Genomic DNA, 16,336 nt, shown 5'->3' on the forward strand with positions numbered 1-16,336 from the left:
TGCGTATGGTGTACACTGCTGGTGAGTCGTAAAAGATGGCGGGCCCGAGGAGACCTATGAATGCCTAGAAACGCAGCCGCCGCGGCAGCGCGTCTATCTTGTGCCCCTATGATGGACTGGACGGATCGGCATTGCCGTTACCTGCACCGGCTGCTCAGTCGGCAGACATTGCTGTATACTGAAATGGTCACCGCGCCTGCTTTGGTGCGGGGGGGGGCGGTGCATTTGTTGGAGCATAGTCCCGAGGAATATCCGGTTGCTTTGCAACTGGGGGGATCGGACCCGGCGGAGTTGGCGCAGGCGGCGCGGATGGGGGCGCAGGCGGGCTATGCGGAGATCAACCTCAATTGTGGGTGCCCGTCGGATCGGGTGCAATCGGGGCGGTTCGGGGCGATCCTGATGACGGAACCGGCCCTTGTGGCCGCCTGTTGCGTGGCCATGCGCGAGGCGCAACCTGTTGAAGTCACAGTGAAATGTCGGATCGGGGTGGATGATCAAAACCCAGAGGAGGTGTTGCCGGAGTTTCTGGCACATATCGTTGCGGCGGGTGTGCAGCGGGTTCAAATCCATGCGCGCAAAGCGTGGCTCGACGGTCTGAGCCCCAAGGAAAACCGCGATATTCCACCCTTGGATTACGATCTGGTGCAACGGATGAAGATGCTTTTTCCCAATCTGCACATCTCGATCAACGGGGGAATTACATCGCTGGATCAAGCGGTTAGCCTGCTTGACCAGGGGCTTGACGGTGTTATGGTGGGGCGGGCCGCCTATCAGCAGCCTGCGGATATTCTGTGTGCGGCGGATCGGCGGATTTTTGGCGCCTCTGGTCCAGACACCACACCAGAGGGTGCCGTGCACGCCATGCTCCCCTATATCGAGGCGCATCTCGCAAGCGGTGGGCGGTTGAACCAGATCACCCGGCATATGTTGGGGCTGTTCGCGGGAAAACCGGGCGCGCGGGCGTGGCGGCGGCACTTGTCAGAAGGTGCTTCGCGGCCCGGCGCGGGGCCGGAAATGGTCGAGCGGGCCTTGGCCGAGGTTACAGACCTTACAGAGTCTCCCCTGATTTTGTAAGGTCCTGCGGCATGCGCAGGCTAAGCCGCGCGCCACGACGCAAAGCGCGGGTCACAGGCGCGAGTGCCGTGCCGAGCAACCGGCTCCATTGCCAATAGAGCGGCGTGTCGAGCGGGCAATCGGCGCGCAGAAGGTGGAGTGTGCCGCGCGCCAGGTCGTCGCTCAAGAGCGCCTCGGGGGCCATGCCCCAGCCCATGCCAAGACGGGCTGCGGTGACGAACCCCTCGGACGAGGGAAGCCGGTGACAGGGGGGGCTGAGCGTGACGCCGGTTGCCTGTGTGATCCAGCGATGTTGCAACTGATCGTGGCTGTTGAATTGCAACATGGGCGCTACACCAAGACGGCCCGGCGTGATCCCGTCCGCGAAATGGCGGGCAATGAAATCGGGGCTGGCGACGGCCTGATAGCGCAGCAGCCCGAGTGCGATGACATCGCAGCCGGGCAGGGGGCTGGCACGGGTGGTGAGCGCGCCCAGAACCTCGCCGCGCAAGAGCCGGTCATGCGAGACATCCTGATCGTCGATCACCAGATCAAAGAGGTGATCGGGCAGGCTGGCTAAAGCCTGCGGCAGCCATGTGGCGAGGCTGTCGGCATTGACGGCCAACCGCAGCCGGGTTTGCGGTGCGGGGGCAAGACCTGTGAGGTCCTCGCGAAGGCGCGCCTCGAGCAGGGCAATCTGATCGGCATGGGCGGCAAGGCGTTGGCCGGCCGGCGTGGCAGTGCAGGGTGTGGTGCGATGGACAAGCTGCGCGCCGACGCGGGTTTCCAGCGACTTGAGCCGCTGAGAGATGGCCGATTGTGTGAGGCCGAGGGCCTGTGCTGCGCCCTCGAAACTGCCGGTTTGCAGAATGGCCGAGAGCGTGACGAGATGATCAGGCGGCAAGGGCATTAGATACTCTTATCTTAAATTAGCATATTGAATTTGAGTAATGCCCGCCGCACCGCTAGGCAAGCCCCTGCGACAGACGCGGATTTGCGTATTTGAAGACCGGGGAAAGGGTAGGCGGATGCAGGCGGGATTGGCGGGATTTGCGCTTGGGTTAAGTTTGATCATGGCCATTGGGGCGCAGAATGCCTTTGTGCTGCGGCAGGGGTTGCGGCGCGCGCATGTGCTGGCGGTGGTTCTGGTCTGCGCCATTTCCGATGCCATTCTGGTGACGGCGGGTGTGACCGGCTTTGGTGTTCTGGCCGAGGCGGTGCCGGGGCTGGAGCGGATCATGCGCTTTGGCGGTGCTGCGTTTTTGCTGGCGTATGGCGCGCGCAGTTTTCTGGCCGCGTGGCGCGGCGCGGCGGCGCTGGAGGCGGGCGAGGGGGCAGGCAGTTTGCGACGCGCTGTCCTGACCTGTCTGGCGCTGACATGGCTTAATCCGCATGTGTATCTGGATACGGTGGTTTTGCTGGGGTCCATATCGACGCAATATGAGAACCGGTTTGCCTTTGGTCTGGGCGCGGTCTGTGCGAGTTTTGTTTTCTTCTTTTCACTGGGCTATGGCGCGCGCCTTCTTGCGCCGCTCTTTCGGCGGCCCGCCAGTTGGCGGGTGCTGGATGCCGGGGTGGGCTGTGTGATGTGGGCCATCGCATTTGGCCTGTTGCGAGGCTAAGCCATGCGTGAGGCGGCAGGGTGTGTTGCGCTACGCGCATGGATAAACGCCAAGCCAGTCTCGACAGGCGGCCAGAGGCATGAATTAATGCAAGCATGAGCGCGCAAGAGGCAAGCAGAGCAGAAAGCACGGCACGGCCGGGCTGGGGCATCTTTTGGATGGTGGTGACCGGCATCCTCTTTGTGGGGGTGACCGCGCTGGTCAAGGTGCTGGGCACGCGCGTGCCAGCACCACAGGCGGCCTTTTTGCGCTATGCCATGGGGCTGGTGTTTCTTCTTCCGATGCTGGGATCGCTTTGGCGGCTGCGGTTGGCGCGTGGGACCTGGGGATTTTTTGCCGCGCGCGGGGTCGTGCATACGGTGGGCGTGGCGCTGTGGTTCTATGCCATGGCGCGGATTCCCATCGCCGATGTGACCGCGATGAATTATCTGGCCCCCATCTATGTCACCCTTGGGGCGGGGCTGTTCTTGGGCGAGCGTTTGGCGTTGCGGCGGGTGCTGGCGGTGGGTGTTGCGCTGATCGGTGCGTTGATCATCCTGCGGCCCGGATTTCGCGAAGTGGGGCCGGGGCATCTGGCGATGATCTTTGCCGCCATCTTCTTTGGCGCGTCCTATCTGATTGCCAAGGTGGTGTCGGGGCGCAGCAGCCCCGGCGTGGTGGTGGCGATGCTGTCGATCACGGTCACGCTTGGTCTGGCCCCTTTGGCGGCGGCGGTCTGGGTCACGCCAACGCCATGGGAGTTGGCGATCCTCTTTGCGGTGGCCACCTTGGCCACGGCGGGGCATTACACCATGACGCTGGCGTTTCGAGCCGCCCCTCTGGCGGTGACGCAGCCGGTGACCTTTCTGCAACTCGTCTGGGCGGTGCTTTTGGGGGCACTGGTGTTTGGCGAGGGGGTGGATGTGTTCGTGGTTCTGGGCGGCATGGTGATTGTGGGCGCGGTCAGCTTTATCAGCTGGCGCGAGGCGGTGCTGAAGCGGCGGATCACACCGACGGTTTCGGCGACCAAGGTCTGAGGGGGCACCCGCCTAGGCGCGCGGATCAAGCAGCTTGGCCAAGATGCGGTTGCGGGTGATCTGACCCAAGAGCTGGCCATTCTCGATCACGCCAACGGGGCGGTCATGGCCTTGGGCGCTTTCCATCACGTCCTGAATGCTGGCGTTGGGGCCAACGCAGGTGTCGGGCGTGCCGCTGGCCGGTTCCATCACATCGCGGGCACAGAGTACGCCCAGAGGGTTCATATGGGCCACGAATTCGGCCACATAGTCGGTGGCGGGATTGGTAAAGATATCCTGCGGCGTGCCGCATTGCACGATGCGCCCGCCCTCCATGATGGCGATACGGTCGCCCAGTTTGAACGCCTCATCCAGATCATGGCTGACAAAGATGATGGTGCGGCCAAGGGTTTTTTGCAGGTCGATGAGTTCGTCTTGCAGGTGGTTGCGGATCAGCGGATCGAGGGCCGAAAACGGCTCGTCCATCAGAAGGATCGGGGCATCGGTGGCAAAGGCGCGGGCCAAGCCCACGCGCTGTTGCATGCCGCCCGACAGCTCGCCCACCCGGCGCTCGGCCCAGTCTGAGAGGTTGACGAGGGCCAGTTGCCGGTCGACGCGGGCGGCGCGCTCGGGCTTGGGCATGCCTGCAAGTTCAAGGCCGAGGCCCACGTTCTCGCGCACAGAGCGCCAGGGTAGGAGGCCGAATTGCTGGAACACCATGGCGATATGATGCTGGCGCAATCGGCGCAGGGTGGCGGGGGTGGCGTTGGTGACATCGACCATGCCGCTGCCGTCGTGGATTTCGACCGTGCCGCGCACCACCGGGTTGAGGCCGTTGACGGCGCGCAGGAGGGTGGATTTGCCCGATCCCGAGAGGCCCATCAGCACGAGGATTTCGCCCGGCGCAACCGCGAGGTCGCAATCATGCACGCCGAGAACCTGACTGGTTTTCTGCTGGATCTCTGGCCGGGTCATGCCCTGATCCATCAAGGGCAGGGCGGTTTCGGGCGCATCGCCAAAGACGATAGAGACCTTGTTGAAATTGACGATTGTATCGGTCACTTGCGCCCCTCCATCCGCAGCATGCGGTCAAGGACGATGGCCACGACAACGATCATCAGCCCGGATTCAAAGCCAAGCGCGATGTTGACGGTATTGATCGCGCGCAGCACCGGCACGCCGAGGCCATCCGCGCCCACCAGCGCGCCGATCACCACCATGGACAGCGACAGCATGATGGTCTGGTTAAGCCCCGCCATGATCTGCGGCAGGGCGTAGGGGAGTTCCACCTTCCAGAGCGTCTGGCGATTGGTGGCGCCAAAGGCCTGTGCCGCCTCTAGCAGCGGCTGGGGCGTGTTGGAAATGCCCAGATGCGTCAGGCGAATGGGGGCGGGGACGACAAAGATCACCGTGGCGATCAGCCCCGGCACCATGCCGATGCCGAAAAACACAATCGCAGGAATGAGATAGACAAAGGGCGGCAGCGTCTGCATGAGGTCGAGCACAGGGCGCATCCCGTCATAGAGCCGGGGGCGGTGCGCGGCGGCGATGCCAAGGGGCACGCCAAGCGCCATGCAGAACACGCAGGACGAGATGACGAGCGTCAGGCTTTCGGTGGTTTCTTCCCAATAGCCTTGGTTGAGGATGAAGAGAAAGCCCAAGAGCACGAACAGGCAGGTTTTCCAACTGCGCTGCAAGACCCATGTCAGGGCGACAAAGACGCCGATGATGACCATGGGATGCGGGGTTTGCAGCACCCAGAGAAAGGCGTCGATCAGCCCCTCCATAAGCACCGACAGCATGTCGAAAAAGCCCGCCGCATTGTCCTGAAGCCAGAGGAAAAAGCCTTCGGCCCATTTCCCCACCGGGATTTTGTGATCGCTCAGCCAGTCCATCAGTTCGCCTTGTTCAGTGGAACCCAGTTTGCTTGTTTTTCATACAGGATAGCCGCATGTTCGATCATGACGCGAACAATCTTGGATTTGAGATCGGCACCCTGCCGGATGGTGCCGGTGGTCGTCATGGCATCGGTGCAGGTCTCGAGTAACACAAGCTCGCCGTCGCGGAGCCGGTTTCGCAAATGATCGTTGACCCAAACCGACGTCGTCTGAGTTGCCCCGGGCCTGCGGTAATTCTGCATTCGTCGTCGCAGATTAACCGTTTCGCCGACATAGACGGATCGGCTCACCGGCAATCTTATGCGGTAGAGTCCAGCGCGTGCAGGCAGGTGCGGAAAGTGCAGAGACTCATCTAGAAACTGAATTTCGCCCACGCTTTGCCAAAAAAATTCGATGTTGATGCATGTAGGCGCGACAGCTTGGATAGTTGCGCCCGGCGGCTCCGCCGGGCAGCCCCCGACCGCCCCCCCGGGCGGGGGCTTCTCCCCCACCCGCGGTCGGGGGCTGCCCTCAGGCTTTTCCAACGACGCCTCGGGATAATTGCCGATTGCTCCCCTTGATGGCTTGATCCTACGAATAAGGCCTTCTTCGGCAAGCAAGCGGCAGCGTGCATTAACCTGTTGATGGCGCAATCCTGTCCCCGGGATCCTACGCTTGATTTCCGCGTCTGTGATCCCGGGCTGGTCCTTGATCAGGGCGAGGATGTCATCCCTGAGCGCCATGCTCAGAGGCCGAGCGCCGCTTTTACGGCGGCCATGGCATCGCCGCCGTCTTTGGTGGTCACACCGTCAAGCCAGGGGCCGATGGCATCCGGATTGGCCTTGAGCCAGCTGCTTGCCGCGTCTTCGGGTTTGGCCCCGTCATTCAGGATCGCGCCCATGATCTCGTTCTCCATGGCCAGCGAGAATTCGAGGTTTTCCAGCAGCTTGCCCACATTGGGGCATTCCGCGACATAGCCTGCGCGGGTATTGGTATAAATCGTGGCCCCGCCCAGATCAGGGCCGAACCAGTCATCGCCGCCGGTCAGATAGGTCAGGTCGTGATTGGCGTTCATCGGATGCGGTTCCCAGCCGAGGAACACGATGGGCTCTTCGCGGCGATCCGCGCGGCTGACCTGCGCCAGCATCCCCTGTTCCGAGCTTTCCTTGACCTCGAACCCCTTGAGGCCAAAGGCGTCCGCCTCGATCATATCGAGGATCAGACGGTTTCCGTCATTGCCGGGCTCGATGCCATAAATCGTGGACTCAATCGCATCGGCATGCTGTGCAATCGTTTCAAACGAGTTGATGCCAAGCGCGGCCCCGGCGGCATTGGTGGCCAGCGTGTATTTTGCACCGACGAGGTTGGCACGAACCGTGTCAACGGTGCCAGCCTCGCGGTAGGGGGCAATATCTGCCTCCATGGTGGGCATCCAGTTGCCCAGAAACACGTCGATATCGCCCTTGGCGAGCGACGTATAGGTCACGGGCACCGAGAGCACCTTGGCTTCTGTCTCATAGCCCAGCGCCTCGAGCACAAGAGAGGTGGCGGCGGTGGTGGCAGTGATGTCGGTCCAGCCGACATCGGCGAAGGTCACGCTGTCACAATTGGCCATGGCCGGTCCGGTGGCGGCGGTGGCAAGGGCGATAGCGGTCAAGGTTGTCTTGAAGCTCATGTGATATTTCTCCCATGGTTGATTATTCCGGGGCAGGGCCCGGTTTGGCAAAGGCCCGAGGATAGGCTACCCCGGGCCTTGCAGTTAGGTCAGGCGGGATGGATCAGGCCATCCACCAGCGCTCGATAAAGCGCATGCCGTCCACATCCCAATTCGCCCCGAGCGTGTCGGAATGCGCAATCTTGTTGGAATTGCCAAAGACGTAATTGGCAAACATCGGCACGATCTGACCGCCATCGTCGCTACAGATCGCCTGCATCTCGAAATACATTTCGCGACGCTTGTCCTCGTCCAGCTCCGAGCGGGCCTTGAGCATCAGCTCGTCAAAGCGGTCGTTGCACCAGAAGGTATCGTTCCACGCCGCGCCGCATTTATAGGCGGTGGCGAACATCTGATCTTCGACCGGGCGACCCGACCAGTAAACGGCGGAGAAGGGCTTTTTCATCCAGACATCCGACCAGTAGCCGTCGTTCGCCTCGCGCACCGGGGTCAGGGTGATGCCCGCCTGTGCTGCCGAACTCTGATAGAGGACCGCCGCATCGACCGCGCCACCAAAGGCTGCGTCCGCCGCCGACAGTTTGACCTCAAGGCTGTCAAGACCCGCCTGCTTGAGGTGGAATTTGGCCTTGTCGGGATCAAAGCTCTTTTGCTCAAGCTCGGTGTTGAAAAAGCGCTGCCCGCGACCGATGGGGTGGTCATTGCCGATCGAGCCATAGCCGAACAAGATCTTGTCCACGAGTTCCTGACGGTTGATGCCGTATTTCAGGGCAAGGCGCACGTCGGGGTTGTTGTAGGGCTCTGCCCGGGTGTCCATGGCAAAGGTGAAATGCTGCGTGCCTGCGACCGAATTGATCTGGATGTTGGGGTTGCGCGCCAGAAGACCCACGGTTTTGAGGTCGAGCCGGTCGACCACATCCACATCGCCCGAGACAAGCGCCGTGGTGCGCGCGTTCTGGTCAACAATGGCCAGCACTTCGGCGGTATCGAACCATGCCACATCGCTGCGCCAGTGGTTCGGATTGCGTTCGAGCGCATAGGACACGCCGGGATTGAAATCCTTGAGCACATAGCTGCCGCAGCCATCGCCGCCATCCAAGGTGAAGACAACGATGTCATCGCCTTCGGTCGTGATATCGGTGACCGGGGCCACCAGCGGGCCTGCGGCCGAGGTCGAATTTTCGCCGCGGTGGAAATTGATCGAATTGACCACATCCGCCGCTGTCAGGCTTTTGCCGGAATGGAAGGCCACGCCCGAGCGCAGCTTGAAGCGCCATACCGACGCATCTGCCGAGGCTTCCCAGCTTTCGGCGACTTCGGGGATGAGCGAGCCATCGGCGGCCACTTCGGTCAGGCGGCCATGAATGGCAAAGCCGAGCGAGGTGGTAAAGCTGTTGGACCAGGTGCCCGGATCGAGGGTGTCGGTGGTCTGGCCATGGCCGATGGCCGCGCGCAGATGCCCGCCGCGCGACGGCGCGGCCTTGGCCCGCAGAGGCAGGCCCGCAATAAGGGCTGCCCCGGCCGTGGTGGCCATGAAACCGCGTCGGTTGATGCGGCCGGAATTAAGGATGGTCATGTTGGTCTTCTCCCTTTGGTTTGCTTTTCCGAACCGGCCTTTTGTTCTCTGGAGTGACCTCGCGAGATCGCGCGGCCCCCTGCCGCGTGGCGGTCGGTTTATACCTGCCAAGGCTAATATGACGCTGTGATGAAATACAACGTCATTTTGGCAGGGGGGCAGTGTTGTGATGCAGTCCCTCGTGTTTTTTATTGATTGACGCGTCAATTAAACACGATTAGGCCAGTCTGGCAACAGGTCTTTGGAGGGGGGGCATGCCGAAAATCGGGATGGAGCCGATCCGGCGCACGGCGCTGGTAGAGGCCACGATTTCTGAGATCGGCGCGCATGGCAGCCTTGATGTGACCGTGGCGCAGATCGCCCGGCGCGCTGGCATGTCGAGCGCGCTGGCGCATCATTATTTCGGGTCCAAGGAACAGATGTTCGTGGCCGCGATGCGCCATATCCTGACGCTTTACGGGGCCGAGGTGCGCGGTGCGCTGATCATGGCCAAAAGCCCGCGGGAGCGGATCGAGGCCATCATCCGCGCCAGTTTCACCCCCGCGCAGTTTCGCGGCGAAATGGTCTCGGCCTGGCTTAATTTCTATGTGCAGGCGCAGCGCTCGGAGGAGGCGCGGCGGTTGCTGCATATCTATCAGCGGCGGTTGCGGTCGAACCTGCATCACGCCTTTCGCGCCTTGGCCCCCGATGAGGCGCGCACGCTCACGCGCGGCCTCGCGGCGATGATTGACGGGCTTTATATCCGTCAGGCGCTGCGCGAAGGGCCGATGCAACCCGGCCTCGCGATTGATGTGCTGCTGCATTACCTCGACACCAGCCTACCCCAGAAGGACAAAGAATGACCGCGCCCAATATCTTGATTTTCATGGTTGATCAGCTCAACGGCACCCTCTTTCCCGATGGTCCCGCCCCGTGGCTGCACGCCCCCAATCTCAAGGCGCTGGCGGCGCGGTCGACGCGGTTTGCCAATGCCTATACTGCCTCGCCCCTGTGCGCGCCGGGACGGGCCAGCTTCATGTCGGGTCTTTTGCCGTCGCGGTCCCGCGTTTATGACAATGCCGCCGAATTTGCCGCCGATATTCCCACCTTTGCGCATCACCTGCGCCGGGCGGGCTATCAGACCTGCCTCAGCGGCAAGATGCATTTCGTGGGCCCCGATCAGTTGCACGGGTTCGAGGAACGGCTGACGACCGATATCTACCCCGCCGATTTCGGCTGGACCCCGGATTATCGCAAGCCGGGCGAGCGGATCGACTGGTGGTATCACAATATGGGGTCGGTGACGGGCGCGGGTGTCGCGGAAATCTCGAACCAGATGGAATATGATGACGAGGTGGCGCATAACGCGCGCGCCAAGGTTTATGATCTGGCGCGGGGGCTGGATGCGCGGCCTTGGTGTTTGACGGTCAGTTTCACCCATCCGCATGATCCCTATGTGGCGCGCAAGAAATACTGGGACCTCTACGAAGACTGCGACCATCTGCTGCCCGACGTGCCCGCGATGGACTATGCCGATCACGATGCCCATGCGCGGCGGATTTTCGACGCCAACGACTGGCGCAACTTCGACATCTCGCAAGAGGATATCCGCCGCTCGCGCCGGGCCTATTTCGCCAATATCTCGTATCTCGACGACAAGATTGGCGAGATTCTCGAGGCGCTAGAGAGCACACGGCAAGAGGCGATCATCCTCTTTGTGTCGGATCATGGCGATATGCTGGGCGAGCGTGGGCTGTGGTTCAAGATGTGTTTCTACGAGGGTTCTGCCCGCGTGCCGCTGATGATTTCCGCGCCCGGCATGGCACCGGGGCTGATCACCGATCCGGTCAGCAATATCGACGTTTGCCCGACGCTTTGCGAACTGGCGGGGGCGGATATGTCTGAGGTGGCCCCTTGGACCGAAGGGCAATCGCTGGTCTATCTTGGGCAGGGCGGCAGGCGCGAGGCCCCTGTTGCGATGGAATATGCCGCCGAGGCGTCACAAGCGCCGCTGGTGTCGCTGCGCTATGGCAAGTGGAAATATAACCGCTGCGCGCTTGATCCCGATCAGCTATTCGATCTGGAGGCAGATCCGCATGAGTTGACCAATCTGGCCGATGATCCGGCCCATTCCGGGACATTGGCACAGTTGCAGGCCAAGGCCGAGGCCCGCTGGGATTTGGCGGCCTTTGACGCCGCCGTGCGCGAAAGTCAGGCGCGGCGCTGGGTGGTCTACGAGGCGCTGCGCAAGGGCGGCTATTACCCTTGGGATTACCAGCCCCTGCAAAAGGCGTCCGAGCGGTACATGCGCAATCACATGGACCTCAACGTGCTGGAGGAAAGCAAACGCTTTCCGCGGGGCGAGTGATGCGTTCATCCTTCTGTAAATACTCGATTTCTGCCGGTTTCGGCGGAGATTGCGCGCAAGGAAAGAGAGACTGATGCAAGCCGATTATGTCATCGTGGGCGCAGGCAGCGCGGGCTGTGCCATGGCCTATCGTCTGGCCGAGGCCGGGAAATCCGTGCTGGTGATCGAGCATGGCGGCACGGATGCTGGCCCCTTTATCCAGATGCCCGGCGCGCTGAGTTACCCGATGAACATGAAGCGCTATGACTGGGGCTATCTGAGCGAGCCCGAGCCGCATTTGGGCAATCGTCGTCTGGTCTGTCCGCGTGGCAAGGTGATTGGTGGCTCCAGCAGCATCAATGGCATGGTCTATGTGCGCGGCCATGCGCGTGATTACGACCACTGGCGCGATCAAGGCTGCGATGGCTGGGGCTATGCCGATGTGCTGCCCTATTTCAAGCGGATGGAGAACTGGCACGACGGCGGGCATGGCGGCGATGCGGGGTGGCGCGGCACGGATGGCCCGCTGCATGTCAGCCGGGGGCGGCGCGATAATCCGCTGGTGCGCGCCTTTGTCGAGGCGGGCAAGCAAGCGGGCTATCCCGAGACGCATGACTACAACGGCCACCAGCAAGAGGGGTTCGGCCCCTTTGAGATGACCGTCCACAAAGGGCAGCGCTGGTCGGCGGCCAATGCCTATCTCAAACCGGCGCTGAAACGCGACAATTGCGATATTATCCGGGGGTTTGTCAGCCGCGTGGTGATCGAAGAGGGGCGCGCGGTGGGCGTCGAGGTGCTGGTCAAGGGGCGCAAAGAGGTGGTGCGCGCGCATGCCGAGGTGATCCTTGCCGCGTCTTCGATCAACTCGCCCAAGATCCTGATGCTGTCGGGCATTGGCCCTGCCGCGCATCTGGCCGCGCATGGCATTCCGGTGGTCGCGGATCGTGCGGGTGTGGGCCAGAACCTTCAGGATCATCTGGAGCTTTATATCCAGATGGCGGCAAGCCAGCCCGTCAGCCTTTACAAATACTGGAACCTCTTTGGCAAGGCGTGGGTGGGCGCGCGCTGGCTTTTGAACAAAAGCGGGCCGGGGGCCAGCAACCAGTTTGAAAGCTGTGGCTTTATCCGATCCGGTGCGGGCGTGGATTATCCCGATATCCAGTATCATTTCCTGCCCATCGCCGTGCGCTACGATGGCAAGGCGGCGGCCGAGGGGCATGGCTTTCAGGCGCATGTCGGGCCGATGCGCAGCCCGTCGCGCGGCGCTGTGACCCTGCGCAGCGCCGACCCTGCCGATGATCCGGTGATCCGCTTTAACTATATGAGCGAAGCGCAGGATTGGGAGGATTTCCGCAAATGTATCCGCCTGACGCGCGAGATTTTCGCGCAAGACGCCTTTGCGCCCTATGTGAGCCATGAGATTCAGCCGGGTGCGGCGGTAGAGAGCGACGACGCGTTGGATGATTTCATCCGCGAGCATGCCGAGAGCGCCTATCACCCCTGCGGCACCTGCAAAATGGGGCGCGCCAGCGATCCGATGGCGGTGGTGGACCCAGTGGGACGGGTGATCGGGGTGGAGGGGCTGCGCGTGGCGGATTCGAGCCTGTTTCCGCGCATCACCAATGGCAATCTCAATGCGCCGTCGATCATGGTGGGCGAAAAGATCGCCGATGCCGTGCTGGGCCGCAGCCCGCTGCCGCCCGAGAATGCAGAGCCCTGGATGCATCCCGACTGGGCGCAAAGCCAGCGCTGAGCCGTTAACCTTTTGTTCACCTTCTGTCTTGCAGCCGGGGGGCGGCCTCCGGCATAAGGGGGTATGTTAAGGATTTGTTTACTCATCGTTCTCGGTCTGGTCCCGCTCTCTGCCGGGGCTGAGGGGTTTGGCGGCCTTGTCCGAGTGATCGACGGCGACACGCTTGATGTGGGCGAGGTTCGCGTGCGCTTGCACGGGATCGACGCGCCGGAACTGGGGCAGATTTGCACCAACCCCGATGGCGCGACCTGGGATTGCGGCACATGGGTGGCCGAAGAGGTGCGCGCCCGGATCGAGAACCGCGAGGCGCGCTGTCAGGCGGTGGAGAAGGACCGCTATGATCGCACCGTCGCACGTTGCGAGGTGGTGGGGCAGGATGTGGGCCGGATGCTGGTGGCGGATGGCTTGGCGCTGGCCTATCGCAAATATTCGATGGCCTATGATCTGGATGAAAAGGCGGCTGTGATCGCCGGGCGCGGTCTGCATGAGGTGCTGATGGCACGCCCCGAGGATCATCGCCGCATGGTGCGCGAAGAGCGCGCGGCGGAAGCCCAGGCAAACGCGCCCGCGCCGCAAGCGGGCTGCGTGATCAAGGGCAATCGCAGCGGGTCTGGCAATCAGATTTATCACATGCCGGGGCAGGCGGATTATGACGCGACCGTCATCACCGAGGCCAAGGGCGAACGCTGGTTCTGTTCCGAGGCCGAGGCCCGCGCGGCAGGCTGGCGGCGCGCCAAGCGCTGAGCGGGGGATGAGGCCCCGGGACAAGCCCGGGGCGTCAGCCGAATATTTTTGGAACGGTTAAAGGTGCCGCGCTTACAGCGTGATCGGTTGCATCACCTGCGGTTCGATCACATCGACACCGGGCAGGGCCGCGATAAGCGTTTCGGCGGATTGCTCCAGAATCGGGAAGGTCCGGTAGTGGCAGGGGATCACCGTCTTGAACTCAAAAAAGGTTTTGGCCGCATAGGCGGCGCGGCGCATATCCATGGTAAAATGCCCGCCCGCGCAGAGAATGCCGATATCGGGCGCATGCAGCGCGTTGAAGACGCCCATATCGGCCATCACATCGGTATCGCCCGAAACATAAATCACATGCCCCTCACCGGCGATCATATAGCCACATTCGCTGCCTGTAACCTGCGGCCCGGCATCCGTGGCGATCGAGGTGGAATGGGTGGCATGCACCATGGTTATCTGAACGCCGCCCAGATCGATCGTGCCGCCCTTGTTGAAACCGACGGTGGCGATGTTTTCCTTGGCCTCCCAATGAGACATGAGGTCATATTGCCCAACCACCGGCACGCCGAGGCGCTTGGCCAGCGGCAGCACATCGGCGACATGATCGAAATGCGCGTGGGTCAATAGGATATGGGTGGCCCCTTCAGTGGCGGGGCCGTGTTGATCCTCGGGCAGCATCGGGTTGCCATTGAGCCAAGGGTCAAGGAGCAGGACCTGTCCGCCGATCTCGATCCGAAAAGAGCTATGGCCGAGCCATGTGATGTGCATTGTCACCTCCGCTTGTGTTCATCCTCGCCCTTACCTTAGCGAGCGTGTCAGCCAAGGAAAGGGGCAGATGCGTGACCCTGATCCGCTTGCGCCCGCGCGGCCCCGGCGCTAAACGCAAGCCAAACGGATCACGGGAGAGTCTCATGTCGATTGATCTCGAAACCGCCGCCAAGGTGGCCAAACTGGCGCGGATCGCAGTGCCGCAAGAGGCGCTGCCGGCGCTGGCCAATGAATTCAACACCATTCTCGGCTTTATCGAGCAGTTGAACGAGGTCGATGTCACGGGTGTAGAGCCGATGACGAGCGTCACGCCCATGCGCCTCAAGCGGCGCGAGGACGTGGTGAGCGATGGCAATCAGCAGGCGGCGGTGCTGTCGAACGCGCCTGATGCGCGCGAGGGGTTCTTTGCCGTGCCGAAGGTGGTGGAATAATGACCGATCTCAACCGGATGACGATTGCCGAGGCGCGAGATGCGTTGCGCAAAGGGGATGTGACAAGCCTTGAGTTGACCGAGGCCTGTCTTGCGGCGGTCGATGGGGCAGGGGCGCTGAACGCCTTTGTGCATCACACACCCGAGGTTGCCCGCGCGCAGGCGCAGGCGGCGGATACGCGGATTGCCAAGGGCGATGCGCCCGCGATGTGCGGCATTCCCCTTGGTATCAAGGACCTCTTTTGCACCAAGGGCGTGCCAAGCCAAGCGGCAAGCCGCATTCTGCAAGGCTTCAAGCCGGAATACGAATCGACCGTAACGCAGAACCTGTTTGACGCGGGCGCTGTGATGCTGGGCAAGCTCAACATGGACGAATTTGCCATGGGATCGAGCAATGAGACCTCTTGCTATGGCAATGCGGTCAATCCGTGGCGGCGTGGCAATGACGAAACCGCGCTGACGCCCGGTGGATCGTCGGGCGGGTCGGCCAGTGCCGTGGCTGCCGATCTTTGCCTTGGGGCGACCGGCACGGATACTGGCGGCTCGATCCGCCAGCCTGCGGCCTTTACCGGCATCACCGGCATCAAGCCCACCTATGGGCGTTGTTCGCGTTGGGGCATTGTGGCCTTTGCCTCGAGCCTCGATCAGGCCGGGCCGATGACCAAGACGGTGCGCGATAGCGCGATCATGCTCGGCGCGATGTGCGGGCATGATCCCAAGGACAGCACCTCGGCTGATCTGCCCGTGCCCGATTTCGAGGCGCTGCTGACGGGGGATATTCGCGGCAAGGTGATCGGCATCCCGCGCGAATACCGGATGGAGGGCATGCCCGCCGAGATCGAAAAGCTGTGGTCTGACGGGGCCGAGATGCTGCGCGCGGCAGGGGCGGAGATCCGCGATATTTCGCTGCCGCATACCAAATACGCGCTGCCCGCCTATTACGTGATTGCCCCGGCTGAGGCCTCATCCAACCTCGCGCGCTATGACGGGGTGCGCTATGGGCACCGCGCCAAGCTGGCGCAGGGCGATGGTATCACGGAAATGTACGAGAAAACCCGCGCCGAAGGCTTTGGCCATGAGGTGCAGCGCCGCGTGATGGTGGGCACCTATGTGCTGTCGGCCGGGTTCTATGACGCCTATTACAATCGCGCCCGCCGGGTGCGCGCCCTGATCAAGCGCGACTTTGACGAGGCCTTTGCCGCCGGTGTCGATGCGATCCTCACACCGGCCACGCCAAGCGCTGCCTTTGGGCTGGGCGAGATGACGGATGCCGATCCGGTGCAGATGTATCTGAACGATGTCTTCACCGTGACGGTCAATCTGGCCGGTTTGCCGGGTGTTGCCGTGCCCACGGGGCTGGATGGCAAGGGCTTGCCGCTGGGTTTGCAGCTGATTGGGCGGCCTTGGGAAGAGGGCGATCTGCTTAACACCGCCTATGCGCTGGAACAGGCCGCAGGTTTTGTGGCAAAGCCCGCAAAATGGTGGTAAGGCCCCGGTCGATACGGCTTTTGGCAGGATGAAAG

General features: G+C 62.2%; 16 protein-coding genes. 9 read left to right on the forward strand and 7 right to left on the reverse strand.

The genetic code is table 11. The features are described from left to right. Positions 1-60 precede the first annotated feature (60 nt). Positions 61-1,074 carry a tRNA dihydrouridine(20/20a) synthase DusA gene (gene dusA, locus ROSMUCSMR3_RS16430; RefSeq protein ID WP_081508014.1) on the forward strand — a complete coding sequence of 338 codons (1,014 nt, stop codon included), beginning with the start codon at positions 61-63 and terminating at the stop codon, positions 1,072-1,074. Here the strand turns inward: dusA and ROSMUCSMR3_RS16435 are convergent. Next, complete coding sequence (locus ROSMUCSMR3_RS16435; protein ID WP_081508015.1) at positions 1,049-1,963, reverse strand: LysR family transcriptional regulator ArgP; 915 nt, start codon at positions 1,961-1,963, stop codon at positions 1,049-1,051. The genes dusA and ROSMUCSMR3_RS16435 overlap by 26 nt on opposite strands. A 118-nt stretch (positions 1,964-2,081) precedes the next feature. Between ROSMUCSMR3_RS16435 and ROSMUCSMR3_RS16440 the strand changes: the two genes are divergently transcribed. Both ROSMUCSMR3_RS16440 and ROSMUCSMR3_RS16445 read left to right on the forward strand, forming a co-directional pair. Further along, positions 2,082-2,675: a LysE/ArgO family amino acid transporter gene (locus ROSMUCSMR3_RS16440; RefSeq protein WP_081508016.1), complete on the forward strand. Its 594-nt coding sequence runs from the start codon at positions 2,082-2,084 to the stop codon at positions 2,673-2,675. A gap of 95 nt (positions 2,676-2,770) precedes the next feature. Beyond that, on the forward strand, positions 2,771-3,691 hold the full coding sequence (locus tag ROSMUCSMR3_RS16445) for a DMT family transporter (protein ID WP_008280041.1): 921 nt from the start codon (positions 2,771-2,773) through the stop codon (positions 3,689-3,691). A gap of 12 nt (positions 3,692-3,703) precedes the next feature. On the opposite strand, the gene choV is transcribed toward ROSMUCSMR3_RS16445, so the two are convergent. The 5 genes from choV to ROSMUCSMR3_RS16470 all read right to left on the reverse strand — a co-directional run bounded on the left by choV (position 3,704) and on the right by ROSMUCSMR3_RS16470 (position 8,795). Then, entirely contained in the window at positions 3,704-4,732 is a 1,029-nt protein-coding gene (choV, locus tag ROSMUCSMR3_RS16450; RefSeq protein ID WP_008280042.1) for a choline ABC transporter ATP-binding protein, read from the reverse strand. Further along, on the reverse strand, positions 4,729-5,565 hold the full coding sequence (gene choW / locus ROSMUCSMR3_RS16455; RefSeq protein ID WP_008280043.1) for a choline ABC transporter permease subunit: 837 nt from the start codon (positions 5,563-5,565) through the stop codon (positions 4,729-4,731). The genes choV and choW overlap by 4 nt, the downstream gene beginning before the upstream one ends. After that, on the reverse strand, positions 5,565-6,290 hold the full coding sequence (locus ROSMUCSMR3_RS16460) for a hypothetical protein (protein ID WP_081508017.1): 726 nt from the start codon (positions 6,288-6,290) through the stop codon (positions 5,565-5,567). The genes choW and ROSMUCSMR3_RS16460 overlap by 1 nt, the downstream gene beginning before the upstream one ends. Before the next feature lie 2 nt (positions 6,291-6,292). Next, a complete protein-coding gene (choX, locus tag ROSMUCSMR3_RS16465; RefSeq protein ID WP_081508018.1) occupies positions 6,293-7,222 on the reverse strand; it encodes a choline ABC transporter substrate-binding protein in 930 nt (309 codons plus the stop codon). Positions 7,223-7,325: 103 nt separating this feature from the next. Next, positions 7,326-8,795 carry an ABC transporter substrate-binding protein gene (locus tag ROSMUCSMR3_RS16470; RefSeq protein WP_081508019.1) on the reverse strand — a complete coding sequence of 490 codons (1,470 nt, stop codon included), beginning with the start codon at positions 8,793-8,795 and terminating at the stop codon, positions 7,326-7,328. A gap of 254 nt (positions 8,796-9,049) precedes the next feature. Between ROSMUCSMR3_RS16470 and betI the strand changes: the two genes are divergently transcribed. From betI to ROSMUCSMR3_RS16490, 4 genes are all read left to right on the forward strand, one after another. After that, positions 9,050-9,637: a transcriptional regulator BetI gene (gene betI / locus ROSMUCSMR3_RS16475; protein WP_237183469.1), complete on the forward strand. Its 588-nt coding sequence runs from the start codon at positions 9,050-9,052 to the stop codon at positions 9,635-9,637. After that, on the forward strand, positions 9,634-11,142 hold the full coding sequence (gene betC / locus ROSMUCSMR3_RS16480; protein ID WP_081508020.1) for a choline-sulfatase: 1,509 nt from the start codon (positions 9,634-9,636) through the stop codon (positions 11,140-11,142). Before betI ends, betC begins: the two co-directional genes overlap by 4 nt. Positions 11,143-11,215: 73 nt before the next feature. Continuing rightward, positions 11,216-12,874: a choline dehydrogenase gene (gene betA, locus ROSMUCSMR3_RS16485; protein WP_081508021.1), complete on the forward strand. Its 1,659-nt coding sequence runs from the start codon at positions 11,216-11,218 to the stop codon at positions 12,872-12,874. A 63-nt stretch (positions 12,875-12,937) separates the two neighbouring features. Next, a complete protein-coding gene (locus ROSMUCSMR3_RS16490) occupies positions 12,938-13,618 on the forward strand; it encodes a thermonuclease family protein (protein WP_081508022.1) in 681 nt (226 codons plus the stop codon). 72 nt (positions 13,619-13,690) lie between these two features. Here ROSMUCSMR3_RS16490 and ROSMUCSMR3_RS16495 read toward each other — a convergent pair whose 3' ends face one another. Continuing rightward, positions 13,691-14,383 (reverse strand): metal-dependent hydrolase, encoded by a 693-nt coding sequence (locus ROSMUCSMR3_RS16495; protein ID WP_037297163.1) that lies wholly within the window; start codon positions 14,381-14,383, stop codon positions 13,691-13,693. Between the two features lie 143 nt (positions 14,384-14,526). Here ROSMUCSMR3_RS16495 and gatC point away from each other — a divergent pair, with 143 nt between their 5' ends. Further along, on the forward strand, positions 14,527-14,814 hold the full coding sequence (gene gatC, locus ROSMUCSMR3_RS16500; RefSeq protein ID WP_008280054.1) for an Asp-tRNA(Asn)/Glu-tRNA(Gln) amidotransferase subunit GatC: 288 nt from the start codon (positions 14,527-14,529) through the stop codon (positions 14,812-14,814). Further along, positions 14,814-16,301: an Asp-tRNA(Asn)/Glu-tRNA(Gln) amidotransferase subunit GatA gene (gatA, locus tag ROSMUCSMR3_RS16505; RefSeq protein WP_081508023.1), complete on the forward strand. Its 1,488-nt coding sequence runs from the start codon at positions 14,814-14,816 to the stop codon at positions 16,299-16,301. Before gatC ends, gatA begins: the two co-directional genes overlap by 1 nt. Positions 16,302-16,336 lie beyond the last annotated feature (35 nt).

It is taken from the genome of Roseovarius mucosus, assembly GCF_002080415.1.
Classification (GTDB): domain Bacteria; phylum Pseudomonadota; class Alphaproteobacteria; order Rhodobacterales; family Rhodobacteraceae; genus Roseovarius; species Roseovarius mucosus_A.

What these genes read in the sequence shown, in the direction of transcription:
- dusA (WP_081508014.1), top strand. Translation starts at nt 61, where the DNA reads ATGCCTAGAAACGCAGCCGCCGCGGCAGCGCGTCTATCTTGTGCCCCT.
- ROSMUCSMR3_RS16435 (WP_081508015.1), bottom strand. Translation starts at nt 1,963, where the DNA reads ATGCCCTTGCCGCCTGATCATCTCGTCACGCTCTCGGCCATTCTGCAA.
- ROSMUCSMR3_RS16440 (WP_081508016.1), top strand. Translation starts at nt 2,082, where the DNA reads ATGCAGGCGGGATTGGCGGGATTTGCGCTTGGGTTAAGTTTGATCATG.
- ROSMUCSMR3_RS16445 (WP_008280041.1), top strand. Translation starts at nt 2,771, where the DNA reads ATGAGCGCGCAAGAGGCAAGCAGAGCAGAAAGCACGGCACGGCCGGGC.
- choW (WP_008280043.1), bottom strand. Translation starts at nt 5,565, where the DNA reads ATGGACTGGCTGAGCGATCACAAAATCCCGGTGGGGAAATGGGCCGAA.
- ROSMUCSMR3_RS16460 (WP_081508017.1), bottom strand. Translation starts at nt 6,290, where the DNA reads ATGGCGCTCAGGGATGACATCCTCGCCCTGATCAAGGACCAGCCCGGG.
- choX (WP_081508018.1), bottom strand. Translation starts at nt 7,222, where the DNA reads ATGAGCTTCAAGACAACCTTGACCGCTATCGCCCTTGCCACCGCCGCC.
- ROSMUCSMR3_RS16470 (WP_081508019.1), bottom strand. Translation starts at nt 8,795, where the DNA reads ATGACCATCCTTAATTCCGGCCGCATCAACCGACGCGGTTTCATGGCC.
- betI (WP_237183469.1), top strand. Translation starts at nt 9,050, where the DNA reads ATGCCGAAAATCGGGATGGAGCCGATCCGGCGCACGGCGCTGGTAGAG.
- betC (WP_081508020.1), top strand. Translation starts at nt 9,634, where the DNA reads ATGACCGCGCCCAATATCTTGATTTTCATGGTTGATCAGCTCAACGGC.
- betA (WP_081508021.1), top strand. Translation starts at nt 11,216, where the DNA reads ATGCAAGCCGATTATGTCATCGTGGGCGCAGGCAGCGCGGGCTGTGCC.
- ROSMUCSMR3_RS16490 (WP_081508022.1), top strand. Translation starts at nt 12,938, where the DNA reads ATGTTAAGGATTTGTTTACTCATCGTTCTCGGTCTGGTCCCGCTCTCT.
- ROSMUCSMR3_RS16495 (WP_037297163.1), bottom strand. Translation starts at nt 14,383, where the DNA reads ATGCACATCACATGGCTCGGCCATAGCTCTTTTCGGATCGAGATCGGC.
- gatC (WP_008280054.1), top strand. Translation starts at nt 14,527, where the DNA reads ATGTCGATTGATCTCGAAACCGCCGCCAAGGTGGCCAAACTGGCGCGG.
- gatA (WP_081508023.1), top strand. Translation starts at nt 14,814, where the DNA reads ATGACCGATCTCAACCGGATGACGATTGCCGAGGCGCGAGATGCGTTG.